At 65.5% G+C, this 22282-nt stretch carries 22 protein-coding genes; 13 read left to right on the forward strand and 9 right to left on the reverse strand.

Going from position 1 to position 22282, the window contains the following annotated elements; all coding sequences use genetic code 11:
- Positions 1 to 81 precede the first annotated feature (81 nt).
- Genes hutI through hutU form a run of 3 tightly spaced genes read left to right on the forward strand, consistent with a single transcriptional unit; the run spans position 82 to position 4532 of the window.
- Positions 82 to 1296: an imidazolonepropionase gene (gene hutI, locus GGD65_RS10875; protein WP_183235272.1), complete on the forward strand. Its 1215-nt coding sequence runs from the start codon at positions 82 to 84 to the stop codon at positions 1294 to 1296.
- Positions 1293 to 2852 (forward strand): histidine ammonia-lyase, encoded by a 1560-nt coding sequence (gene hutH, locus GGD65_RS10880; RefSeq protein ID WP_183235273.1) that lies wholly within the window; start codon positions 1293 to 1295, stop codon positions 2850 to 2852. Before hutI ends, hutH begins: the two co-directional genes overlap by 4 nt.
- Positions 2853 to 2861: 9 nt before the next feature.
- Positions 2862 to 4532 carry a urocanate hydratase gene (gene hutU / locus GGD65_RS10885; protein ID WP_183235274.1) on the forward strand — a complete coding sequence of 557 codons (1671 nt, stop codon included), beginning with the start codon at positions 2862 to 2864 and terminating at the stop codon, positions 4530 to 4532.
- A 167-nt stretch (positions 4533 to 4699) separates the two neighbouring features.
- Here hutU and GGD65_RS10890 read toward each other — a convergent pair whose 3' ends face one another.
- Positions 4700 to 5320, reverse strand: a complete 621-nt coding sequence (locus tag GGD65_RS10890; RefSeq protein WP_183235275.1) for a TetR/AcrR family transcriptional regulator — start codon at positions 5318 to 5320, stop codon at positions 4700 to 4702.
- Positions 5321 to 5574: 254 nt separating this feature from the next.
- Here GGD65_RS10890 and GGD65_RS10895 point away from each other — a divergent pair, with 254 nt between their 5' ends.
- From GGD65_RS10895 to GGD65_RS10930, 8 genes are read left to right on the forward strand one after another with little or no spacing between them, the layout of a single operon-like run.
- The gene (locus tag GGD65_RS10895; protein ID WP_183235497.1) at positions 5575 to 6435 is read left to right on the forward strand and encodes a xanthine dehydrogenase family protein subunit M; all 861 of its coding nucleotides are present in this window, start codon (positions 5575 to 5577) and stop codon (positions 6433 to 6435) included.
- Positions 6432 to 6956 carry a (2Fe-2S)-binding protein gene (locus GGD65_RS10900; RefSeq protein ID WP_183235276.1) on the forward strand — a complete coding sequence of 175 codons (525 nt, stop codon included), beginning with the start codon at positions 6432 to 6434 and terminating at the stop codon, positions 6954 to 6956. The genes GGD65_RS10895 and GGD65_RS10900 overlap by 4 nt, the downstream gene beginning before the upstream one ends.
- Positions 6953 to 9328, forward strand: a complete 2376-nt coding sequence (locus GGD65_RS10905; RefSeq protein ID WP_183235277.1) for a xanthine dehydrogenase family protein molybdopterin-binding subunit — start codon at positions 6953 to 6955, stop codon at positions 9326 to 9328. The genes GGD65_RS10900 and GGD65_RS10905 overlap by 4 nt, the downstream gene beginning before the upstream one ends.
- 23 nt (positions 9329 to 9351) lie before the next feature.
- On the forward strand, positions 9352 to 10593 hold the full coding sequence (locus GGD65_RS10910; RefSeq protein WP_183235278.1) for an ABC transporter substrate-binding protein: 1242 nt from the start codon (positions 9352 to 9354) through the stop codon (positions 10591 to 10593).
- An 11-nt stretch (positions 10594 to 10604) separates the two neighbouring features.
- The gene (locus tag GGD65_RS10915; RefSeq protein ID WP_183235279.1) at positions 10605 to 11480 is read left to right on the forward strand and encodes a branched-chain amino acid ABC transporter permease; all 876 of its coding nucleotides are present in this window, start codon (positions 10605 to 10607) and stop codon (positions 11478 to 11480) included.
- The gene (locus tag GGD65_RS10920) at positions 11477 to 12475 is read left to right on the forward strand and encodes a branched-chain amino acid ABC transporter permease (RefSeq protein ID WP_183235280.1); all 999 of its coding nucleotides are present in this window, start codon (positions 11477 to 11479) and stop codon (positions 12473 to 12475) included. The genes GGD65_RS10915 and GGD65_RS10920 overlap by 4 nt, the downstream gene beginning before the upstream one ends.
- The gene (locus GGD65_RS10925) at positions 12472 to 13227 is read left to right on the forward strand and encodes an ABC transporter ATP-binding protein (RefSeq protein WP_183235281.1); all 756 of its coding nucleotides are present in this window, start codon (positions 12472 to 12474) and stop codon (positions 13225 to 13227) included. The genes GGD65_RS10920 and GGD65_RS10925 overlap by 4 nt, the downstream gene beginning before the upstream one ends.
- Positions 13220 to 13939 (forward strand): ABC transporter ATP-binding protein, encoded by a 720-nt coding sequence (locus GGD65_RS10930; RefSeq protein ID WP_183235282.1) that lies wholly within the window; start codon positions 13220 to 13222, stop codon positions 13937 to 13939. The genes GGD65_RS10925 and GGD65_RS10930 overlap by 8 nt, the downstream gene beginning before the upstream one ends.
- 6 nt (positions 13940 to 13945) lie before the next feature.
- Here GGD65_RS10930 and GGD65_RS10935 read toward each other — a convergent pair whose 3' ends face one another.
- From GGD65_RS10935 to GGD65_RS10945, 3 genes are all read right to left on the reverse strand, one after another.
- Positions 13946 to 15949 (reverse strand): bifunctional diguanylate cyclase/phosphodiesterase, encoded by a 2004-nt coding sequence (locus tag GGD65_RS10935; RefSeq protein ID WP_183235283.1) that lies wholly within the window; start codon positions 15947 to 15949, stop codon positions 13946 to 13948.
- A 337-nt stretch (positions 15950 to 16286) separates the two neighbouring features.
- Positions 16287 to 16559, reverse strand: coding sequence for a Plug domain-containing protein (locus GGD65_RS10940; protein ID WP_183235284.1), 273 nt, complete (start codon positions 16557 to 16559; stop codon positions 16287 to 16289).
- A gap of 65 nt (positions 16560 to 16624) precedes the next feature.
- Positions 16625 to 17872, reverse strand: a complete 1248-nt coding sequence (locus GGD65_RS10945; protein WP_183235498.1) for a hypothetical protein — start codon at positions 17870 to 17872, stop codon at positions 16625 to 16627.
- Between the two features lie 297 nt (positions 17873 to 18169).
- Here GGD65_RS10945 and GGD65_RS10950 point away from each other — a divergent pair, with 297 nt between their 5' ends.
- Positions 18170 to 18505 carry a hypothetical protein gene (locus tag GGD65_RS10950; protein ID WP_018320753.1) on the forward strand — a complete coding sequence of 112 codons (336 nt, stop codon included), beginning with the start codon at positions 18170 to 18172 and terminating at the stop codon, positions 18503 to 18505.
- 62 nt (positions 18506 to 18567) lie between these two features.
- Here the strand turns inward: GGD65_RS10950 and GGD65_RS10955 are convergent, their stop codons facing one another.
- Positions 18568 to 18858: a hypothetical protein gene (locus tag GGD65_RS10955; RefSeq protein ID WP_183235285.1), complete on the reverse strand. Its 291-nt coding sequence runs from the start codon at positions 18856 to 18858 to the stop codon at positions 18568 to 18570.
- Positions 18859 to 19019: 161 nt separating this feature from the next.
- Here GGD65_RS10955 and GGD65_RS10960 point away from each other — a divergent pair, with 161 nt between their 5' ends.
- Positions 19020 to 19829 (forward strand): substrate-binding domain-containing protein, encoded by an 810-nt coding sequence (locus GGD65_RS10960; protein WP_183235286.1) that lies wholly within the window; start codon positions 19020 to 19022, stop codon positions 19827 to 19829.
- Here GGD65_RS10960 and GGD65_RS10965 read toward each other — a convergent pair.
- The 4 genes from GGD65_RS10965 to GGD65_RS10980 all read right to left on the reverse strand — a co-directional run bounded on the left by GGD65_RS10965 (position 19803) and on the right by GGD65_RS10980 (position 22274).
- Positions 19803 to 20501: an ABC transporter permease gene (locus GGD65_RS10965; RefSeq protein ID WP_183235287.1), complete on the reverse strand. Its 699-nt coding sequence runs from the start codon at positions 20499 to 20501 to the stop codon at positions 19803 to 19805. The two genes, GGD65_RS10960 and GGD65_RS10965, sit on opposite strands and share 27 nt — an antisense overlap.
- A gap of 167 nt (positions 20502 to 20668) precedes the next feature.
- On the reverse strand, positions 20669 to 21367 hold the full coding sequence (locus GGD65_RS10970; RefSeq protein ID WP_183235288.1) for an MIP/aquaporin family protein: 699 nt from the start codon (positions 21365 to 21367) through the stop codon (positions 20669 to 20671).
- The gene (gene arsC, locus GGD65_RS10975; protein WP_183235289.1) at positions 21367 to 21777 is read right to left on the reverse strand and encodes an arsenate reductase (glutaredoxin); all 411 of its coding nucleotides are present in this window, start codon (positions 21775 to 21777) and stop codon (positions 21367 to 21369) included. The genes GGD65_RS10970 and arsC overlap by 1 nt, the downstream gene beginning before the upstream one ends.
- A 17-nt stretch (positions 21778 to 21794) precedes the next feature.
- The gene (locus GGD65_RS10980) at positions 21795 to 22274 is read right to left on the reverse strand and encodes an ArsI/CadI family heavy metal resistance metalloenzyme (RefSeq protein WP_183235290.1); all 480 of its coding nucleotides are present in this window, start codon (positions 22272 to 22274) and stop codon (positions 21795 to 21797) included.
- Positions 22275 to 22282: the final 8 nt, after the last annotated feature.

The raw sequence follows: 22282 nt of genomic DNA on the forward strand, positions 1-22282 counted from the left end.
TACACGCCGGCTGGACAGAACGGTCCCACGATTATATGTCTAGACATATAAGTCAAGCATCCCACGCGAAGGGACCGTTGCATGGCAGAGCGCTTCGACCGGATCTGGCACAATGCCCGGCTTGCCACGATGCGGGCCGACCGGCCCGATCTCAGCGAGATCGAGCCTGGCCTGATCGCCGCGCGCGGCGGCCGTATCGTCTATGCCGGTGCGCAGTCCGATCTTCCGGCGGATGCCGACGCGGCCGAACGGATCGACTGCGAAGGTCGCTGGATCACGCCCGGCCTCGTCGACTGCCACACCCATCTCGTCTATGGCGGCAACCGCGCGCACGAGTTCGAGCTCCGCCTGAAGGGCGCGAGCTACGAGGAGATCGCGCGCGCCGGCGGCGGCATCGTCTCGACGGTGGCGGCGACGCGCAAGGCGAGCGAAGCTGATCTCGTCGCGAGCGCGCTGCCGCGGCTCGATGCGCTGATCGGTGAGGGCGCGACCACGGTCGAGATCAAGTCGGGCTACGGCCTCGACACCGAAACCGAGATGCGCCAGCTCGCGGCCGCGCGCAGCATCAGCCGCCAGCGGCCGGTTGCCATCCGCACCTCCTTCCTCGGGGCGCACGCTCTGCCGGTGGAAGCGGACGGGGACAAGGATCGCTATATCGATCTGGTCTGCAACGAGATGCTGCCCGCTGTTGCAAAGGCGGGCCTCGCCGACGCTGTCGACGCCTTCATGGAAGGCATCGCCTTTTCGGCGGAGCAGACCGCGCAGGTGTTCGAGACGGCGAGAGGGCTTGGACTGCCGGTCAAGCTCCATGCCGATCAGTTGTCGAACCTCGGCGGTGCGGCGCTCGCTGCAAGATTCTCGGCGCTGTCGGCCGATCATCTCGAGCATACCGACGAAGCCGGCGTCGCCGCGATGGCGAAGGCCGGTACGGTGGCCGTGCTGCTGCCTGGCGCATTCTACTTCATTCGCGAGACGCAGAAGCCGCCGGTCGAGGCGTTCCGCGCCCACGGCGTTTCCATGGCGCTCGCGACCGATTGCAATCCCGGCAGTTCGCCGCTGACCTCGCTTCTGCTCACGATGAACATGGGCGCGACCCTGTTCCGGATGACGGTCGCCGAATGCCTCGCCGGTGTCACCCGCGAGGGCGCGCGGGCGCTGGGGGTGCTCAGCGAGACCGGCACGCTGGAAGCCGGGAGATGGTGCGACCTCGCGATCTGGGACATCGAGCGGCCCGCCGAGCTTGTTTATCGCATCGGCTTCAATCCGCTGCATCGCCGGGTGTGGAGGGGACAGTGACGGAGCAGGGCACAGCGATCGTCGTCAAGCCGGGAGCGGTCAGTCTCGACGATCTCGCGCGCGTGCTTGAAGGTGTCCCTGTCGTCCTCGATCCGTCGTTCTGGCCACGCGTGGAGGCGGCTGCGGAAATCGTCGCGAAGGCCGCGCACGCCGACGCGCCCGTCTATGGCATCAACACCGGCTTCGGAAAGCTGGCCTCGAAGCGCATTCCGTCCGACCAGACCGCGTTGCTCCAGCGCAACCTCATCGTCTCGCATTGCTGCGGCGTCGGCCCAGCCACGCCCGAGCCGATCGTTCGGCTGATGATGGCGCTGAAGATCGTCTCGCTCGGGCGCGGCGCTTCCGGCGTGCGCCGCGCGGTGATCGAGCAGTTGCAGGCCATGCTGGCACGGAGTGTCACTCCGCTGGTGCCGCAGCAGGGCTCGGTCGGCGCCTCCGGCGATCTTGCGCCGCTCGCGCATATGACGGCGGTGATGATCGGTGAGGGGCAGGCGATCGTCGACGGGAAAACGGTGTCCGGCGGTGAAGCGCTCGCCGCGGCCGGCCTCGCGCCATTGACGCTCGGCCCCAAGGAGGGGCTCGCGCTGATCAACGGCACGCAGTTCTCGACCGCTTACGCTGTTGCCGGCGTGCTGCGCGCGTTTCGCCTGGCTCGTGCGGCGCTCGTGACCGGTGCGCTGTCGGTCGACGCCGCGATGGCCTCGACGGCGCCGTTCCGTCCCGAAATCCAGGCACTGCGCGGTCACGCCGGGCAGATCGCCGCAGCCGCGACGCTTATCGCGCTGCTGGATGGCAGCGACATCCGCCTGTCCCATCTCGAAGGCGATGAGCGCGTGCAGGATCCCTATTGCCTGCGCTGCCAGCCGCAGGTCGCGGGCGCAGCGCTCGACCTGATCACGCAGGCCGCGCGCACATTGATCGTCGAAGCCAACGCGGTCACCGACAATCCACTGGTGCTGGTCGAGACCGGCGAGATCGTCTCCGGCGGCAATTTCCACGCCGAGCCGGTGGCATTTGCCGCCGACGCGCTCGCGCTGGCCCTGTCGGAGATCGGCGCGATCAGCGAGCGGCGCATTGCGACGCTGGTCGATCCGGCGCTGAATTTCGGCCTGCCGCCGTTCCTGACCCCCGATCCCGGCCTCAACTCCGGCTTCATGATCGCCGAGGTGACGGCGGCCGCGCTCTATGCCGAGAACAAGCAGCGCGCGGCGGCCTGCTCGATCGACTCGACGCCGACCAGCGCGAATCAGGAAGACCACGTCTCGATGGCCGCGCATGCCGCGCGGCGACTGTCCGACATGGCCGACAATCTCGCCGCCATCCTCGGCATCGAGCTGCTGGTCGCCGCCCAGGGCATCACGCTGCGCGCGCCGCATGCGACCAGTGCTCCGCTCGTTGCGGTCATCGCCGCGTTGCGCGAGCAGGTGCCGGCGCTCAGTGCGGACCGCTACATGGCCGGCGATCTGGCCAAGGCCGCTGCACTGATCGATGCGGATGCGTTGCCGGCCATCGCGATCACTGCGCTTCCATCCGATCCGTTTCCGAGACTTGATTAAGAGGTCCGCATGAACCGCCGACTGGACAACGACCGCACCATCCGCGCCCCCCGCGGCAGCGACATCAGCGCCAAGAGCTGGCTGACCGAAGCGCCGCTGCGCATGCTGATGAACAACCTCGATCCTGATGTCGCGGAGCGCCCGAGCGAGCTCGTGGTCTATGGCGGTATCGGCCGCGCCGCGCGCGACTGGGACAGCTTTGACCGGATCGTTGCGGCCTTGCGCAAGCTCGAAGGCGACCAGACGCTGCTGGTCCAGTCCGGCAAGCCGGTCGGCGTGTTCCGCACCCATGCGGATGCACCGCGCGTGCTGATCGCGAACTCCAACATCGTGCCGCACTGGGCGACGCTCGATCATTTCAACGAGCTCGATCGCCAGGGCCTGATGATGTACGGCCAGATGACGGCCGGCTCCTGGATCTACATCGGTAGCCAGGGCATCGTGCAGGGCACCTACGAGACCTTCGTCGAGGTCGGTCGTCGCCATTATGGCGGCAGCCTTGCCGGCAAATGGATTCTCACCGCCGGCTTGGGGGGCATGGGCGGTGCGCAGCCGCTGGCCGCGACCATGGCCGGCGCTTCCATGCTCGCGGTCGAATGCCAGCCGAGCCGCATCGAGATGCGCTTGCGTACCGGCTATCTCGATCGCCAGGCGGCAACGCTCGACGAAGCGCTGGCGATCATGGAAGATGCCGCCAAGACGAAGAAGGCGGTCTCGGTCGGCCTACTCGGCAATGCCGCCGAGATTTTCCCGGAGCTCGTGCGCCGTGGCGTCAAGCCGGATGTCGTCACCGACCAGACCAGCGCGCACGATCCGGTCAATGGCTATTTGCCGAAGGGCTGGACGCTAGCCGACTGGGAAGCCAAGCGCGCCTCAGATCCGAAGGGGGTGGAGCGCGCGTCGAAGACGTCGATGGTCGAGCACGTCCAGGCCATGCTGGATTTCCATGCGCAGGGCATTCCGACGCTCGACTACGGCAACAACATTCGCCAGATGGCGCAGGACATGGGCCTGAAGAACGCCTTCGATTTCCCGGGCTTCGTCCCCGCCTATATCCGTCCCCTGTTCTGCCGCGGCGTGGGACCGTTCCGTTGGGCCGCGCTGTCGGGCGATCCCGAGGACATCTTCAAGACCGACGCCAAGGTCAAGGAGCTGATGCCTGATGACAAGCATCTGCACAACTGGCTCGACATGGCCAAGGAGCGCATCAAATTCCAGGGCCTGCCGGCGCGGATCTGCTGGGTTGGCCTCGGCGATCGCCACCGACTCGGCCTCGCCTTCAACGAGATGGTGGCGCGCGGCGAGCTCAAGGCGCCGATCGTGATCGGCCGCGATCATCTCGACAGCGGCTCGGTGGCGAGCCCGAACCGCGAGACTGAAGCGATGAAGGACGGCTCGGACGCGGTGTCCGACTGGCCACTGCTGAACGCGCTGCTCAATTGCGCCAGCGGCGCAACCTGGGTGTCGCTGCATCATGGCGGCGGTGTCGGCATCGGCTATTCCCAGCACGCCGGCATGGTGATCGTCGCCGACGGTACGCCGGAAGCGGCCAAGCGGATCGAGCGCGTGCTCTGGAACGATCCCGCCAGCGGCGTCATGCGCCATGCCGATGCCGGCTATGAGACCGCGATCGACTGCGCCCGCGACAAGGGCCTCGATCTGCCCAGCCTTTCGAAGTAGCTAGCCGCGGGCTCGATCAACCTCTCCCCGCTTGCGGGGGAGGTCGGCGCGGAGCGCCGGGTGGGGCTCTCTCCAATCAGGAAGTCTCTCTGCGGAGGCACCCCCACCCCAGCCCTCCCCCGCAAGCGGGAGAGGGAGCGCACCTGCTTCGGGGCAGCGTCGCCGATTCAGCCGCTGACCAAGAGCCTCGGCATCGTCGTCTTCGCACCGTCCATGAAGGTCTGGACGGCGTCGCGGACGATGGCGTCGAGATCGGGCGGGATCGGCGTCTCGTAGATGAACTTGCGGATGGCGAGATAGAAGATGCGGCCGTGCAGGCCCCAGAACAGCTCGGTCTCGCGCTCGCTCAATGAGTGAGCTTTTGCGTCGGGCAGTTTGAGCTCGTGGCGCAGCTCGGCCGCGGCCGGCTCGATGATCTCGCGGCGGACGATGTCGAGATAGCGGCTGGTGATGCCGAACGACTTCATGCCGGAGAACACGAAGATCCGCACCCAATTATATTCGAACACCCGTTCGACATAGTCGAGATAGAAGCGCGTGAGCCTCGCTTCCAGCGACAGCGAACGATCGCGGATCATCGGACCCCAGTCGGGCGACCAGCGGCTGAGATAGACCTCCTGGTAGACCCGCTCGATCAGCGCTTCCTTGCTCGGGAAGTGGCGATAGATTGCCGAATGCGTGATGCCCATGCGCTTGGCGAGCTCGCGGGTCTGGCCCTCGAAGCCGCGCTCGGCGAAGAAACGGATGGCCTCGTCCACGATTGCGCGCTCGCGGTCGGCCGCACGCATGTTGCGACGCTTTGGCGCGGACTTGCCGCCTGTCTCGGTCCTTTTGCGGACCGGTCGCCTCAAAGTTTTCTGCGCTTTTCGGGCCATCTCGTCGCTGAATCAACGTGCCGCTACCTTCATAGCCGAAGGCGCTTTTGTGACCAAATGGTCATTTCCTGTTGACCGGCCTTGGGAGGCGTGTCAGGATTTTGAGACCAGATGGTTACAAATCTGGCATCCCGGCTGATGGGCCGATGGATCTCGAGGAAACGGCAGTGAAGGCGAGGGCTTTCAGCTATTTTCGGGCTGCGACGATCGACCAGGCGCTGAATGCTCACGCACGCGCCGGGGACGATGCGCGTTTCATTGCCGGCGGTCAGAGCCTCGTGCCGGCGCTGTCGCTGCGGCTGCAGGCGCCACGGCTCTTGATCGACATCACGCACATTGACGAGCTGCGCGGCGTCAGGCGCGAAGGCGATAGCTTGCGCATCGGTGCGCTGACGCGCCATTGCGAAATGCTGAGCGAGCCGTTGATTGCCGAGTTCGCGCCGCTGCTGCATGCGGCGGCGCCATTCGTCGCCCATCCCGCGATCCGCAACCGCGGCACTTTTGGCGGCAGCGTCGCACTGGCCGACCCCGCATCCGAATTTCCGGCGATGACCTTGGCGCTCGATGCCGAGATCGAGATCGCCGGCCCTTCCGGCCCGCGGCGCGTCAAGGCCGACGACTTCTTCATCGACTTGTTCGAGACGGCCTTGCAGCCCGGCGAGCTGATCACGGCAATCTACGTTCCGCTGTTTAGGGCGGATCAGCGCTTTGCGTTCGACGAATTGGCGCGGCGGCGCGGAGATTATGCGCTGGTCGGCTGCGGCATGCTCGCGACCTGCACCGGGGAGCGCATTGATGACATCCGCATCTCCTTCTTCTCCGTCGGCAACACGCCGACACGGGTGAAGGGAGTCGAGGCCATTTTGATCGGTGCGAGGCTGGATGCGGCACGCATCGCTGCCGCGCAAGGGGCGCTCGAAGGCGATCTCGCGCCGCCCGAGAGCGACGAAGTGCCGCCCGCGATGCGACTGCACCTCGCCCGCGTATTGCTTGGCCGTCTGCTCGGGCGTCTTGGTGAGGGCACATGAGCGGCTTGGACGATAACCTGCTGGACGAGGCCGACGAGACCGTGCGGGTCCGCTTCGTCGTCAACGGCCGCAAGGTCGCTTGCGAGGTCGCGCCGCGCGACACGTTGGTCGATTGTCTGCGCAACGCCCTGGAGCTGACGGGCACGCATGCCGGCTGCGAGATGGGCGCCTGCGGAGCCTGCCTGGTGCAGCTCGACGGCCGCGCGGTGCATTCCTGTCTGATGTTTGCGGTGCAGGCCGACGGCGCGACCATCAACACCATCGAAGGCCTCACCGAGAGCGGGCTGATTGCGGACCTCCAGGCCGAATTCCATCGCCGCAATGCATTGCAGTGCGGCTTTTGCACGCCGGGCATGTTGATCAACGCCCACGAGCTGCTCTCGCAAACGGCGCAGCCGAGCCGCGAGGATATCCGCGACGCGCTGTCGGGCAATTACTGCCGCTGCACCGGCTACGAGGCGATCGTCGACGCCATCGACGCCGTGGCCAAAGCGCACAGTGAGAATGGAGGCGCGACATGAGCGCGCCGCTGACCTCGCTCGATCGCCCGAACTCCTATATCGGCCGTGCGCTGCCGCGGCCCAACGCCAAGCGGCTGCTTGCCGGGCGGGGACGTTATGTCGGCGATCTCAAGCTGCCGCGCATGCTCTATGCCGCGTTCCTGCGCAGCCCGCATGCGCATGCGAAGATCGTCGCAATCAATGCCGACGAGGCCCGCGCGCTCGAAGGTGTGCATCTCGTCGCGATGGGCGCGGATCTCGCAGAGATCTGCACGCCCTGGACCGGTACGCTCAATCATTTCAAGGGCATGACCTCAGCGCCGCAATTGCCGCTGCCGCTCGATCGCGTGGTCTGGGCCGGACAGGCGGTGGTCGCCGTCGTTGCCGAGAGCCGGGCGATTGCTGAAGATGCGCTGGAGCTGATCGAGGTGGACTACGAGGACCTTCCCGTCGTCGTTGACATCGACTGCGCACGTAAGGCGGACGGTCCGCTGGTCAATCCGGGCAGTGCCAACAACACCTGCTTCCGCAGCCAGCTCGACAGCGGCGTCGTTGATGACGCCTTTGCGCATGCGGCCCATGTGGTGGAGGAGGAGTTCTCCTTCGGCCGCCACACGGCGGTGACGCTGGAGCCGCGCGCCATCGTCGCCGACTACGATCCATCCGCGGGCATGCTCACCGTGCATCACGGCACGCAGACCCCGTATCAGTTTCAGGACCTCTATTCGCGGCACTACAACATTCCGGAAGCCCGCGTCCGCGTCATCGCGACCGACATCGGCGGCTCCTTCGGCATGAAGCTGCATGTCTATCACGAGGACATGGCGGTGGTCGGTCTCTCGATCCTGCTTGGCCGGCCGGTGAAATACGTCGCCGACCGGATGGAGTCCTTCGTCTCCGACATCCACGCCCGCGACCATCGCGTCCGCGCCCGGATGGCGCTGGATGCCAAGGGCGAGATCGTGGCGATGGATGTTCTGGACCTGACCGCGATCGGGGCGTTCTCGACCTATCCGCGCACCAGCGTCGTCGAGGGCAACCAAGTCATCCGCCTGATCGGCGCGCCCTATCGCTTCAAAAATTACCGAGCCACGCTGGAGGTGATCTTCCAGAACAAGGTGCAGACCAGCCAGTACCGCGCCGTTGGCCATCCCATCGCCTGCGCGGTGACCGAGCGTCTCGTCGACATGGCAGCAAGCAAGCTCGGTCTCGATCCCTTCGCCATCCGGGCGCAGAACGTCATCCCCGACGATGCCTATCCGCAGACCTCGCCGACCGGCTACCGCTTCGAGGCGCTGTCGCATCAGGCCTGCCTGAAGCGCCTGCACGAAATGATGGGCTATGACGCACTTCGTGCCGAGCAGGCCGACTTGCGCAAGCGCGGCATCTATCGCGGCATCGGCATCGCGGCCTTCGTCGAGATCACCAATCCCAGCCCGGCGTTCTACGGCGTCGGCGGTGCGCGCATTTCCTCGCAGGACGGCGCGATCCTCAGCCTGACGCCCTCGGGGGAGGTGCGCTGCCTGATCTCGGTCACCGAGCAGGGGCAGGGCACCGAGGCGATCATCAGCCAGATCGTGGCCGACCAGCTCGGCCTGGCGCAGGAGCGCGTCAAGGTCATCACCGGGGATACCGAGGTGACGCCGCATGGCGGTGCGACCTGGGCTTGCCGCGGCGCCGGCATCGGCGGCGAGACCGCGCTGCAGGCCACGCGCGCGCTCAAGCGCAACATCCTGGAGATTGCCGCGCTCATTCTGCAGGAGCAACCGTCGGCCCTCGACATCGTCGATGGCGAAATCGTAGACGCCGTGACGCGCAAGCCGCGCCTGCCGATTGCCGAGATCGCACGCATCGCCTATTTCCGCTCCGACACGCTGCCGCCGGGCACGCAGGCGCAGCTCACCGTGAGCCATCACTTCGCGCCGCAGGGCTATCCCTTCGCCTTCACCAACGGCATCCAGGGCTCCTCGCTGGAGGTCGATGTGGAGACCGGTTTCATCAGGCTCCTGAAGCATTTCATCGTCGAGGATTGCGGCCGCGTCATCAATCCGATGCTGGTGGACGAACAGCTTCGCGGCGGTATCGTGCAGGGGCTGGGCGCGGCGCTGTTCGAGGAATGCCGTTACAGCGAGACCGGCCAGCTCATGAACGGCTCGCTGGCCGATTACCTCGTCCCGATGCCGATGGAGATGCCCGACATCGTCATCGGCCATGTCGAGACGCCGACCGCGGACACAGAGCTCGGCGCCAAGGGCGTCGGCGAAGCCGGCACGGCGGCCGCATCCGCCTGCGTGCTCAACGCCGTGAACGACGCGCTCGCGCCGTTCGGCGCCACGATCAATTCGATCCCGATCACGCCGACAAAAGTCCTGAAAGCCCTGAAGCGTTTCTAGAAAAAAGACGATTGGAGGAAATCATGCCCAAATCCGGTTCGACCCCGAAAATATCCCGCCGCACCGCGCTCGCCGGCCTTTCGGCAAGCGCGGCGCTGCTCGCCATGCCCCGGATCGGCCGCGCGGCCGATGAGACGATCCGCATCGGCTTTCCGACGCCGCTGACCGGCCCCTTCGCGGCGGAAGCGCGCGATCAGGTCAAATGCGCCGAGCTTGCGGTCAAGCTCGTCAACGACAAGGGCGGCATTGGCGGCCGCAAGGTCGAGCTGCTGGTGCGCGACGACAAGCTCAATGCCGGCGAGGCTGCGACGCGTACGCTCGAGCTGATCGAGAAGGACAAGGTTCATGCCGTGGTCGGCGCCCTCTCCAGCGCCGTGCAGCTCGCGGTCAACGAGGTCACGCGTGCCCGCGGCGTGATCTACGTCTCGATCAGCCAGTCCGACACGATCAACGAAGCCAAGGATTTCAGCAAATACACCTTCCACGAAGCGCTCAATCCGCACATGACGACCGCAGCGGTGGCGCGGCAGACCCTGAAGAAGGGCATGAAGGTCGCCCATCTCGTCGCCGACTATGCCTACGGCCACGAGATGCTGCGCGGCTTCAAGCGCGCGCAGGCCGCGATCGGCGCGGACAATGTCGGGGAGATCCTGCATCCGTTCGGTGCCGCCGACTATTCCACCTTCATGCCGCGCCTGATGTCGATGCGGCCGGACGTGCTCTGCATCTCCAATTTCGGGCGCGACCAGGCCAATGCGATCAAGCAGGCGGTGGATTTCGGCGTGAAGCAGCAGATGAAGATCGTCGTCCCCGTCATCCTGCACAACCAGCGCCTCGCGGTCGGCCCCGACGTGTTCGAGGGCGTGGTCGGCGGCGCCAATTATTATTGGGGCCTGGAAGCGCAGAGCAAATCGGCAGCCGCGTTCAACACGGCGTTCAAGGCCGCCAATGGCGGTGCGATCCCGACCGATTACGGCGCCTACGGCTATTCCGGCGTCGGATCCTTGCTGGCCGCCATGCAGGCCGCCGGCGGCACCGACACCGACAAGGTGGTCGATGCGCTGGAGAAGCTGCAATATGATCTGACCAAGGGACCGCAGCACTACCGCAAATGCGACCATCAGTCGGTGCAGTCGGTGCTGGTGCTGGAGTCCAAGAAGAAGTCCGCCATGGCGGGCGACAACGATCTGTTCGCCATTCTCGCCAACGACACCGGCTCGGACGACATGCTGCGCAGCTGCAGCGAGCTCGGCCACGCGACCTAAGACTTGTGACGATGGACCTGTCGCTGATCATCATGCAGCTTCTCTCCGGGATCGCCCTTGGGGCGGTCCTGGTGATTACTGCACTTGGACTGACGATCGTGTTCGGCATGCTCGGGGTGGTCAATTTCGCCCATGGTGCGCTGTTCATGATCGGGGCCTATGCGGGGCTGTATCTGGCCTCGCTCACCGGAAGCTTCTGGTGGGGGCTGCTGCTTGCGCCCATCTTGATCGGCGCGTTCGGCATGCTGATCGAGTTCGTGCTGATCCGCAGGCTGTATGGGCGCTCGATCGACGATCCGCTGCTGCTCACCTTCGGCCTAAGCTATGTCCTGGTCGAGGGGGTGCGCATCGTGTTCGGCAGCGACGGCATTCCATTCCCGACCCCGCCGCAGCTGATCGGCGTGCTCGATCTCGGCATCGGCTTCTTCCCGCGCTACCGCCTGTTCGTCATCGTGCTGGTGGCCGTGGTGCTGCTGGCACTCTGGCTGACGCTGGAGATGACACGAGTCGGCCTGATCGTCCGTGCCGGCGCGCGCGATCCCACCATCATGCAGGTGCTCGGCGTCGACATCGGCAGGGTGTGGCTCGCGATCTTCGGGCTCGGCGTCGGGCTTGCCGCCCTCGGCGGCGTGCTCGCCGGGCCCATGCGCAGCGTCAATCCGGAGATGGGCTCGCTGGTGCTCGCGGAAGCGTTCGTCGTCACCGTGATCGGCGGCCTCGGCTCGATCGTCGGCGCGGTCGTGGCCGGCCTCATGGTCGGCATTTCCATCAGCTTGGTGGCGCTGTTCGCGCCTGAAATGGCGACCATCGTGATGTTCGCGCTGATGGCGGTGGTGCTGCTGATCCGCCCGCAAGGCCTGTTCGGTGTGAGAGGGAGGACGGCGTGACGCACCCTTCGAGCGGCGAGGCTCTCGCCAAGCCTGCGCCGGGCGGGCTCGGCCGGCTTCTCGACCACCGCGTGCTGCTCTCTATCGCCGTGCTGGCCATATTGCCCTGGCTGCTGCCGTCCAAGGCGCTGGCCGTCAACGTTCTGATCTACGGCGTCGTGGTGATGGGTTACAACCTGCTGTTCGGCTACACCGGGCTGCTGTCATTCGGCCAGGCCGCGTTCTTCGGCGCGGGGGCTTACTTCACCGGCATCGCGATCGGACGCTACGGCGTGCCGTGGTTTGCCGCGGTCGCGCTCGCCGTGTGTCTCAGCACCTGCCTGGCGGCCCTGATCGGCATCGTCTCGACGCGCACCCGCGGCATCTATTTCTCCATGGTGACGCTCGCGCTGGCGCAGCTCGTCTACTACGTCGCGCTCCAGGCCTCATCCTTCACCGGCGGCGAGAATGGCCTGCGCGGCTTTACCGTCGACCGCATCAGCCTGTTCGGCCTCCAGGTCAATTTTCTCGACCCCGTCAACAAATACTACGTGCTGATGGCGTTCGCGGCGCTGGCGATGTGGTTCCAGTCGCGCATCCTGAACTCGCCGTTCGGGGCCGTCATCGAGGCGATCCGCGAGAACGAGCAGCGGGCACGGGCTTGCGGCTATGATGTCGAGCGCAGCAAGCTGGTCGTGTTCATGCTGTCGGGCGCGATCTCCTCGCTCGGCGGCTGCATGCTGGCGCTGCATTTGTCGATCGTGCCGCTCGACATCCTGCACTACCAGACCTCGGGCATGATCGTGATGATGGTGCTGCTCGGCGGCGCCCGCAGCTTCTTCGGACCCTTCGTCGGCGCGGCGAGCTTCCTGATCCTGGAGGATGTCATCTCGCTGTGGACGCCGCACTGGCAGATCTTCGTCGGCGCGATCTTCGTGCTGTTCGTCCTGTTCCTGCCCAAGGGCATCTGGGGAACGCTACTGGACGTCCTCGGCCTCGGAAAGGCGCGGCGATGAGCGGCGAACTGCTTCGCGCCGAGGGAATCGGCAGGCGCTTCGGGGGCTTCGTCGCGCTCGAGGATATTACCTTGTCCTTTGCGGCGGGGCAGCTGACCTCAATTATCGGGCCGAACGGGGCCGGCAAGAGCACGTTCTTCAACATCCTCTCCGGTGTATTGACGCCGACGTCCGGCAAGCTGCACTTCCGCGGACGCGAGCTGAACGGCTTGCCGCAGCACCGCTTCGTGCACCAGGGCATTTCGCGCTCCTACCAGATCACCAACATCTTTCCGGACCTGTCAGTGCATGAGAACGTCCGCGTCGCGGCCCAGGCGCTGGCCGTGAGCTACGACATCTGGCGCAACCGCGCCCGGCTGACCGAATTGCATGCGCGTGCTGATGCGGCACTCGACGCGGTGGGGCTGCTCGGCAAGCGAAGCGAATTTGCAAAATTCCTCTCGCATGGCCAGCAGCGCGCGCTGGAGATCGCGATCGCGCTGGTCTCCGAGCCCGAGCTGCTGTTGCTCGACGAGCCGACCGCCGGCATGGGGCCGGAAGAGACCAAGGATATGGTCGCGCTGCTGGAGCGCCTTGCCGACAAGCGCACCGTTCTCCTGGTGGAGCACAAGATGAAGATGGTGCTGGGCCTGTCCAAGCGCGTCGTGGTGCTGCATCATGGCCGCCTGCTCGCCGACGGCGCGCCCGACGAGATCAGGAGCAATCCGGAGGTCCGCCGGGTCTATCTCGGACAGAGTGAAGGTTATGGCTGAAACCGCGCTGCTCGAAATCGAAGATCTCCACGCCTGGTATGGGGCGAGCCACATCCTCCACGGCATCTCCCTGCACGTGAAGGAGGGCGAGGTGGTTGCCCTCGTCGGCCGCAACGGCGCCGGCAAGACCACGACCTTGCGAACCATGATGGGCCTGATGCCGAAGGCGACCGGCCGCGTGCGCTTTGCGGGCAGGGAGCTCCTGCCGTTGCGCGCCCATCAGCGCTTCCACCTTGGCCTGGCCTACGTGCCCGAGGAGCGGCGCATCGTTCCCGGGCTGTCGGTTCGCGAGAATCTCCGGCTCGGCCTGGTCGCGGCCGGCAGCGACATCGAGGAGCGGACGGCGATCGACGAGATCGCCGAAACCTTTCCGCGCCTGAAGGAGCGCCTCGACCAGGAGGGCGTGACGCTCTCCGGCGGCGAGCAGCAGATGCTGGCGATCGCGCGCGCGCTGATCGGCAAGCCCAAGATGATCCTGCTGGATGAACCCTCGGAGGGCATCATGCCCGTCCTCGTCGAGGAGATGGGCGTGCTGTTCCGCCGCCTGCGCGACGAGGGCAAGACACTGCTGCTGGTCGAGCAGAACGTCGAATGGGCTCTTCGATTGGCCGACCGCGCCGTGATCATCGACCAGGGCGAGGTCGTGCATCAAAGCAGCGCGGCGGCGCTGCTCGCGGACAAGGACATCCAGGAACGCTACTGCGCGGTGTGAGCGGTCTCAGGCCACGACCTTGGCGCCGTCGAGGCGCTGGCGTTCGTTCGCCAGATAGTCGCGGATCGCATCGCCCGACATGGGTTTTGCGAAATAATAGCCCTGGATGAAGTCGCAGCCGAGCCGGCGCAAGGTATCGAGCTGGGCGCGGGTCTCGACACCTTCGACGACGCAGGCGATCTCCATGTCGTCGCAGAGGCCCGTCAGCGACTTGATGATCTTGTGACTGACCGGATTTTCGTTGATGTCGGCGACGAAGCTGCGGTCGACCTTGATCTTGTCGAGCGGCAGCCGGTGCACGTGGCTCAGCGACGAATAGCCCGTGCCGAAATCGTCCAGCGAAATGCCGCAGCCCATCGCCTTCAGCGTCGCGATCGACTGCTGCGCGCGCACGAAATCGAAGGTGACGGCGGTCTCGGTGATCTCGAAATCGATCCGTCGTGGCGACAGGCCGCTTTTCTCGATGATGGAGATCAGCGGCAGGATGCCTTCGGCGGCACAGACGTCGTGAGCCGACAGGTTGAACGACAGGCGGATGTCGTCGGGCCAGGTCTTGGCGGTCGCGAGCGCGCGGGCCAGCAGCGTCTGCGTCAGTGGCCGGATCAGGCCGATGCGCTCGGCGGCAGGAATGAAGTCGGCGGGGGACACCCAGCCGAGACGGGGGCTGTGCCAGCGCGCCAGCGTCTCGAAACCGGCAGTGTGCTCGCTCATGGCGTCGACGATCGGCTGGAACACCAGCTCCATCTCGGCGCCAAAATCGGAGGTGCGCAACAAATTCTCGATCACGCCGCGGCTGCGGATCTCGGCCTCGAGCTCGCCCGAGAAGATCACGGTGCGTCCGCGCAGATGGCGCTTGGCGTGATAGAGCGAATAGTCGGCACATTCATAGAGAGCTTCCGACGTCGTCGCGGAGTCCGGAAACAGCGCAAACCCGATCGAGCAGGACAGGCCGGTGTGGGCGGTGTCGAGCTGGTAAGGCAGCTTGACCTGCCCGCCGATGCGTTCGCCGAGCCGTGCCAGATCGGCATCGTCGGGGTCACCACGGACGACGAGGCCAAACTCGTCGCCGCCGAGCCGGGCGAATTCCACGCGTTGCGGGCCGAAGCCCTCGCAGACCTCGCGGATGCGGCGGCCCGCCTCGATCAGCACGCGGTCGCCGACGCTGTGGCCGTAATTGTCGTTGATCGGCTTGAAGCCGTCGAGGTCGATGATGCCGACCGCGACGCGAACGTTCCTGCGCTCGGCGTCGGCAAAGGCGCTCGACAGCTCGGCGAAGAAGCGGCGGCGGTTCGGCAGCTCGGTGAGGGAATCGAGATTGGCGAGGCGGAAGTTCTCGTCCGAGAGCGCCTGGGTCGCCGCCTGCTGTGCCAGCAGTGACTTGCGGCTGGCGACGAGATCGGCGAAGTCCCGGTAGTAGATGGTCAGCACCGTCACCATCGCGCCGGTGACCAGCAGATTGTTGACGGCCATCGCCTCCAGCGTCGGCTCGCCGGTGGCGAAGTAGAACACGACGTAGGGCACGTCGACGACGAGAGTCACGATCAGTGCGGCCGAACGCAGATGCATCAGCGAGAAGATGCAGCCGATCACGGTCACCGCCATGTAGAAAGCGACCTGGCTCTTGGCAAAGGGATCGCCGTAGGGATAGAGGGCGAACGACCAGATGGTGAAGCCCGCCGCGATCGGGGCCGCGATCCAGTTGGTGAGACGCAGATTGCGCAGGATGTCGGCGTCGCTGCGGACGAGGTGGCGCTGCCGCAGCCACCAGAAGGTCCGATAGCCCGCCACCGCGACCAACGCGCCCGGCACGATCATGCTGAGCGAGGCCGGCGCCAGCGGCACATAGGTATATGCGACCGCGATCGTGTTGGTGATCAGGATGAAGTAGAGCAGCGGGATCTGCTTGGAGAAGGCGTCGAACTGCGCGCGCGTCAGCTCGGGATTGTCGGCGGGCACGCGAAACAGCCGCATTGCAGCGGCGAAGTGAGACTTCAAATCGGCAACAGGCATTGAAATACGAGCCCCGGATCCCTGAAATTGCCGGCGATCTTGCATAGCGTGGGTAAAGGGCGCGTTAGATCGGGTCCTGCGCGAAAGACCAGCACAGGGTTGCACGCTACCGCAGAATTTCCGGACGCGTGCAATGGTGAGGCCGTGTTAACGATACGGGGCCGCGTCGGCAGGCATATCGGCGGCGAAGTCCTGCAAAAGCCGCCGCTACGTTCTGCTAACCATGCGCTTCGGCGCAACGATGCTTTGCATCGCCCGGAACTCGCCGACCTCTCCCGCAAGCGGGAGCGGTGAACGAGCCGCCGCGGGAAACGATTCAGCCTAATGCCATTCCGCTCTAGCGTCCGACCGTGACGCCGGCGGTCGAGCGCATGGCATCGCGGAGGCTCCTCGCGTTCATGTCGTCGAGGATTTCTCGCGTCAGCACGGTGGTCTGGCCGGGCGTGTTGAGGATGGTCTCGCCGCGCGAGGAGGAGAGCCGGTCCGCCTTGGAGGGCGCGGCTGGATCGGTGGCGGGCGTGTGGTGAGGCCGCTTGCTGGACGCCGCGAAGGCTCCTTGCGAGACGCAGACGGCGGCGATCACGATCAGTCGCAACAGCTTTGCAGGCATGCGATCCCCCATGTTCGGGAAACCTCAGCGTAGCACAAACGTGACGGCGCTTGCAGTGGAAAGGATCAGGCCAGAGCGGCCTGGCGTTCCCGCACCGGTTCGCGAACCCGATCGAGCTTCGCTGGCTCGGCGAGCCGGGTGAAGCTGCGATGGCTCGCCAGTGCGGGGGCTTCGACGATGACGCCCTCGCAGACGATCTGTCCGCCGAGCATCTTGAACTCCAGCTTGTCGTAGCGCGGCATCGTCTCGCCGGGCGCAGGCGGCAGCAGCCCGACGCTGCCCTGGATGTTCAGCGTGGCTTCGCCGGTGCCGTGAAGCCGGGGATTCCACATCCTGATTCCGCTTTCCGCCCAGCGCTGCCGGATCAGCGCGGTGCGATCGGCAGGTTCCGTTGCTTTCGCGCGGAGTTTCGGCGCACTGCGAATCTCCTCAGCAAGAGCTGCGAGAGCCGGAGCCGGCTCATCATGCGTGACCACGATGGCGTCGGTGGAAGAGTCCTCCGCGGCGACGGGCGCAGGGTCGCTTGCAGCGATCGGTTCGATCGCCCCCGCGCTGTCGCAGGTGGGATCGCTGTCGATGCTGTCTTCAGCGACAGGCTCCGCCGAGACGTCGGGATCGGCAAGCGTGACCTGGGTGTCGTCTACAACAGGCTCGACATCCACGGCGGCAACAATGGAGGGTTCGTCGGCAACGACAAGAGCGGGAGCGTCAACCGAAGCGACCTCGACCGAAGCGACCTCAACTGAAACGACCTCGAGATTGGACGAGGTCTTCTCCACGACATCGGGCTCAACGTCGGCCGCGCGCTCGGGAGACGGATCGCTGCTGATGACGGGCTCAGCGGCTTTGGTCGGCTCGTCCTCGATGTCGATGGCCGCGACCGCTTCCGTGGCGACGGGCTCGAGCTTCGTCGAGACCTCTACAGGCGGATCATTGTCGATGACGGGTTCAGGAACATCGACTGGTTTGGAACCATCGACCGTTTCGCTGATGACCTCGTCCGAGGCCAAGACCTCTGCCACGACGACCAGCTCGACCTCTGTCGGCGACTGCTGCAGGGACTCGTCGCTGCCGGCGATATCGGCTGCTGCTTCCGCGATGACAGGGTGGGCGGTGCCGCCCTCGGCAAACGTAGCGTCCCTGCGCAGCGGATCAGTGCTGATGCCGGTGTCGAGAGCTGGAAGAGCGTCAGCACTGTCAGTAACGATGACGGGCTGTTCCGCGACGACCGCCGCACCGTCGATGCTGCCGCCCTGCGGCAAGGGCCGAAGCCGGGTGAACGCCCATTTCACCGCGGGAATGCGGCGCAGCAACGATATCAGTCTCGAAAGCACTGGGAGTTGTCCAAGAGGTACTCGGCGTGAGGCAATCGCTGATTCGCCAGCAATGTGAAAAACTGCCCCGGCCGTCACACCCCTGTCAATGTAGGCGGGACCAATTGCAGAACATCCAAGCATCGGGCGCGCCGGCCGCTGCATGATGTGTCAGGCATCATCGAGAAACTGCGGTTGTCACCAGGCCGCCGCGCACCGACTGCCAATGTGACCGCTCCCACAGAGCTGCGGCACCGATCATGGATACGCTTCCTTCGAAAGCGAAGGAGAAAAGACGTGATCCGCAAGATATATCCGGCTGCGGTCCTCGCCGCATTGATCTGCGCACCTGCCTCGGCAGATGATCTCACTCCAAAGATCGCCGCTCATTTGATCCCGCCGAATGCGGAAATCCACATTTCCTGGACCAGTCCCGCATCCGACCCGCAGGGCCGTTCGATCGAGGTGGCCTGCGGCGAGGTCACTGTCCGCAATCCGAGAGGCTTCGACACCATGACGTTCGCCTATGTCATCGGCGACGACAAGCTTTGGCTGGCCAGGGACATCGGATGGATGAAGGAGCCAGAGCCGCAGGGGATCCGCAGCGTGATGAGATATTGCCCCGGCCGTTGATCGACCGCCTATCGGCCTGAGGGAGGGGACGATGATCCCCTCCGGGATTTTCGCTCTTCCGACTACTTGCCGGCGCCGCCGCTGCCGCCGCCTGCGCCGCCGCCGCCGGCCTGGCTGCCCATGTTATTCGTGTTGGTGCCGCCGGCCGACGGCGATTGCGCGCCCTTGCTGTCACTCGCCTCGTTCTGCATGTTCGACGACTTGCCGGTCGTCATTCCCTTGGTCGCGGGGCCGCGCGAGGAGGGGCCGACGTCGCCTTGACCGGAGGCGCCGGGAGCCGGTTGTGTCTGCGCGAGGGCGCTACCGGTCGCCAGCGCCATGATGCATGCGGATGCCAGAATGATCTTTTTCATGGGATTCTCCTTGACATGACATCTCCGGACAATCCGCCTGCGGCATCGGCGTTCCTGCCGATTTGACGCCATCGCTTCAACTCTCTGCGGCCGAATGTCGGGGTTCCCGTCGCCATCGCCATCGGCTATTCAGGACCGTCATTGTTTGTGGGGGACGACGCATGAGGAAGATTGTCGCCATCGGAGCGGTGCTGCTCTGGTCCACCATCGCGTTCGCGCAGGATCGCACCATCACGGTGGCCTCGACCACGTCGACGGAACAGTCGGGCCTGTTCGGCCATCTGCTGCCGCTGTTCTCGAAGGACGAGGGCATCAGCGTGAAGGTCGTTGCCGTCGGTACCGGACAGGCACTGGATATCGGGCGGCGCGGCGATGCCGACGTGGTGTTCGTCCACGACCGGGCCGCCGAAGACAAGTTCATGTCCGAAGGGCAAGGCGTGAAGCGCTTCGACGTCATGTACAACGACTTCGTCGTCGTCGGGCCCAAGAGCGATCCGGCGAAGATCGCCGGCGGCAAGGACGTCACGGATGCGCTGCGCAAGATAGCCGCGGCGAAGGCACCGTTCATCTCGCGCGGCGACAAATCCGGCACGCACGCGGCCGAGCTCCGGCTGTGGAAGGAGGCGGGCGTCGACATCAGTGCCGGCAAGGACAGCTGGTATCGTGAGATCGGCCAGGGCATGGGCCCGGCGCTGAACATGGCGTCGTCGTCGAACGCTTATGTTCTGTCGGACCGCGGCACCTGGCTGTCGTTCAAGAATCGCGGCGAGCTCGCCATCCTGACGGAGGGCGACAAGCGGCTGTTCAACCAGTACGGCGTCATGCTGGTGAGTCCCGAGAAGCACCCGAATGTGAAGGCGAAGGATGGGCAGGCCTTCATCGACTGGCTCGTGTCATCGAAGGGGCAGGAGGCGATCGCCGGATACAAGGTTGGCGGCGAGCAGCTATTTTTCCCCAACGCGTCCCACTAGCAGGAAGGCGATGGTCGATACCGCGACGCTGAGCGCGAGCAGGATCAGGCCGAGCCCGAGTGCCAGCGGCAGATCGCCCTTGCTGGTCTCCAGCGCGATCGCGGTCGTCATCGTGCGCGTGAAGCCGCGGATGTTGCCGCCGACGATGATGATGGCACCGACCTCGGCGATGGCGCGCCCGAAGGCAGCGAGAAAGGCCGTCAGCAGCGAGGTCCGGCCCAGCGCGTACAGCAGCGCCATGCAGCGGAAGAACGACAGCCCGTCGATCCGTGCCAGATCGCCATATTCCGCCCACAGCAGGCTCGCCGGCCGGTGCACCAGCGCGACCACGATCGGCGTGGCCAGCAGCGTCTGCGCGATCACCATGGCGGCCGGCGTGAACAACAATCCGGCCGCGCCAAGCGGGCCGGACCGCGACAGCAGAAGATAGAGCGCGAGCCCGACCACGACCGGCGGAAGGCCGAGCAGCGCGTTGGTCAGCACGATGATCACCTGCCGCCCGCGGAAACGCGTGATCGCCAGCAAGGCCCCGATCGGTGCACCGATCAGCAGGGCAAGGACGCTCGCGGTCAGGCTGACGCGCACCGACAATGCGACGATGCCGAGCAGCTCGGCGTCGGCTTCGCCGATCAGCGAGAGCGCCGCGCCAACGGATCGTGCGAAGTCGTTCATGCGGCCTGACGCTTCGGTGCCGGGCGGAATGCCTCCTGATCGTCGATATCGGGTGTTCGTAGCGGCTTCACGGACCGGTTCCTGCGAGTCTTGCTGACATCCACAGAATACCCGGGAGGAACGGTTTGGAAACGCGATTCAATTCAAAAAATGCGGCTGGCGCCGCGTTATGCAGGCTCTTCTGACACGATCTGACGGGAGCTTTGCCTTTCGGGGGCCCAAAGCCAGCGCGCGAGCAGAACGGCGAGAACTGCGCCGATGAACTGCGCGGCAATGAAAGCCGGCATGCCTTGCGGGGCAATACCCGCGAACGTATCGGACAGCGAGCGGGCGATGGTGACCGCGGGGTTGGCGAACGAGGTGGACGAGGTGAACCAATACGCCGACGTGACATAGAGGCCGATAGCGTAAGGCACGGCGGTGTTGGTCCGGTGCCCGACGCCAAAGATCGTCGAGAGCAGACCGAAGGTGGCTACAGCCTCGGCCAGCCATTGTCCGGCTCCGGTGCGGGCCGTGAGGGAAAGCTGGAGGACAGGAAGCTCGAACATCAGGTGCGCGATCCCGACACCCGCGACCGCGCCGGCGATCTGGGCGATGGCGTAGGTCGCCGCGTCCGTCCACGTCGTTTCGCCGCGCAAGGCGAATGCGAGCGTGACCGCCGGATTGAAATGAGCCCCCGATATCGGAGCGAAGATCAGGATCAGCACCACCAGGATTGCGCCCGTGGCGATCGTATTGCACAGCAGCGCCAGCGCGACGTTTCCGCCCGAGAGCTTCTGCGCCATGATCCCGGAGCCGACCACCGCAGCAAGCAGGAACGCCGTCCCGAGCCACTCGGCGAAGGCGCGCTGTGCAAGGCTCGGCATCAGGCGTCGCGATCCAGCCTGACGCGCTCGCCGTCTTCCTTGACGAATTCGCCCCGCTGCGGCGGCAGCAGATCCAGCACGAGCTCGGAGGGGCGGCAGAGCCTGACGCCTTTCGGCGTCACCACGATCGGCCGGTTGATCAGGATCGGATGCGCCATCATCGCGTCGAGCAGCTGATCGTCCGTCAGCGCCGGATTGGCGAGCCCGAGCTCCGCATAGGGCGCCGCTTTTTCGCGAACCGCCTCACGCACCGAAATCCCCATGCGCGCGACGAGCTGCTGCAGCAGGGTGCGCGACGGCGGCGTCTTCAGATATTCGATCACGTGCGGCTCGATACCGGCATGCCGGATCATGGCAAGCGTGTTGCGCGACGTGCCGCAATCGGGATTGTGGTAGATGATCGCGTCCATTGCAGGTGCCCTCGTGCTCAGCAGCAGGCCTTTGAGGCCGCCGGCGCCGCCTGCGGCGCGCAGCAGGCCGATTGCTGCTCCGGTTTCTCATGCGCGACCCGCGCCTGGTTCTCGCCGCTGCCGTCGCCGTAATCGGTGCTCTCGCCCGTGGTGTGGAAGGTTTCCCAGGCGATGCCGGCGGGATCGTCGATCCAGGACTTTTCCGACTTGGCATAGCAGCAGGTGGTCTGCCCCTGCTCGACGACGTTGCCGCCGGCCTTGCGCAGCCGGGCATAGACCTCCTGGAGTTCCTCGCCGGTCTCGACTTGGATGCCGAGATGATCGAGCCCAGCCGCGCGTCCGCGCGTCGAGATCGCAAAATTCACGCGGGGGTCGTCCAGCATCCATTTGGCATAGTCGGACTTCACGACCGAGGGCTCGCTGGCAAACAGGGCGGAGTAGAATCCGATGGAATGGGAGAGATCCTCGACGGACACGTGAACGTGCAGGCGCTTCATGGTCTGTC

Origin of the sequence: Bradyrhizobium sp. CIR18, from assembly GCF_014198295.1 — a bacterium.
In the GTDB taxonomy this organism is placed as follows: Bacteria; Pseudomonadota; Alphaproteobacteria; order Rhizobiales; family Xanthobacteraceae; genus Bradyrhizobium.

What these genes read in the sequence shown, in the direction of transcription:
- hutI (WP_183235272.1), top strand. Translation starts at nt 82, where the DNA reads ATGGCAGAGCGCTTCGACCGGATCTGGCACAATGCCCGGCTTGCCACG.
- hutU (WP_183235274.1), top strand. Translation starts at nt 2,862, where the DNA reads ATGAACCGCCGACTGGACAACGACCGCACCATCCGCGCCCCCCGCGGC.
- GGD65_RS10890 (WP_183235275.1), bottom strand. Translation starts at nt 5,320, where the DNA reads ATGCGTGCGGCCGACCGCGAGCGCGCAATCGTGGACGAGGCCATCCGT.
- GGD65_RS10900 (WP_183235276.1), top strand. Translation starts at nt 6,432, where the DNA reads ATGAGCGGCTTGGACGATAACCTGCTGGACGAGGCCGACGAGACCGTG.
- GGD65_RS10905 (WP_183235277.1), top strand. Translation starts at nt 6,953, where the DNA reads ATGAGCGCGCCGCTGACCTCGCTCGATCGCCCGAACTCCTATATCGGC.
- GGD65_RS10910 (WP_183235278.1), top strand. Translation starts at nt 9,352, where the DNA reads ATGCCCAAATCCGGTTCGACCCCGAAAATATCCCGCCGCACCGCGCTC.
- GGD65_RS10915 (WP_183235279.1), top strand. Translation starts at nt 10,605, where the DNA reads ATGGACCTGTCGCTGATCATCATGCAGCTTCTCTCCGGGATCGCCCTT.
- GGD65_RS10925 (WP_183235281.1), top strand. Translation starts at nt 12,472, where the DNA reads ATGAGCGGCGAACTGCTTCGCGCCGAGGGAATCGGCAGGCGCTTCGGG.
- GGD65_RS10930 (WP_183235282.1), top strand. Translation starts at nt 13,220, where the DNA reads ATGGCTGAAACCGCGCTGCTCGAAATCGAAGATCTCCACGCCTGGTAT.
- GGD65_RS10935 (WP_183235283.1), bottom strand. Translation starts at nt 15,949, where the DNA reads ATGCCTGTTGCCGATTTGAAGTCTCACTTCGCCGCTGCAATGCGGCTG.
- GGD65_RS10940 (WP_183235284.1), bottom strand. Translation starts at nt 16,559, where the DNA reads ATGCCTGCAAAGCTGTTGCGACTGATCGTGATCGCCGCCGTCTGCGTC.
- GGD65_RS10955 (WP_183235285.1), bottom strand. Translation starts at nt 18,858, where the DNA reads ATGAAAAAGATCATTCTGGCATCCGCATGCATCATGGCGCTGGCGACC.
- GGD65_RS10960 (WP_183235286.1), top strand. Translation starts at nt 19,020, where the DNA reads ATGAGGAAGATTGTCGCCATCGGAGCGGTGCTGCTCTGGTCCACCATC.
- GGD65_RS10965 (WP_183235287.1), bottom strand. Translation starts at nt 20,501, where the DNA reads ATGAACGACTTCGCACGATCCGTTGGCGCGGCGCTCTCGCTGATCGGC.
- GGD65_RS10970 (WP_183235288.1), bottom strand. Translation starts at nt 21,367, where the DNA reads ATGCCGAGCCTTGCACAGCGCGCCTTCGCCGAGTGGCTCGGGACGGCG.
- arsC (WP_183235289.1), bottom strand. Translation starts at nt 21,777, where the DNA reads ATGGACGCGATCATCTACCACAATCCCGATTGCGGCACGTCGCGCAAC.
- GGD65_RS10980 (WP_183235290.1), bottom strand. Translation starts at nt 22,274, where the DNA reads ATGAAGCGCCTGCACGTTCACGTGTCCGTCGAGGATCTCTCCCATTCC.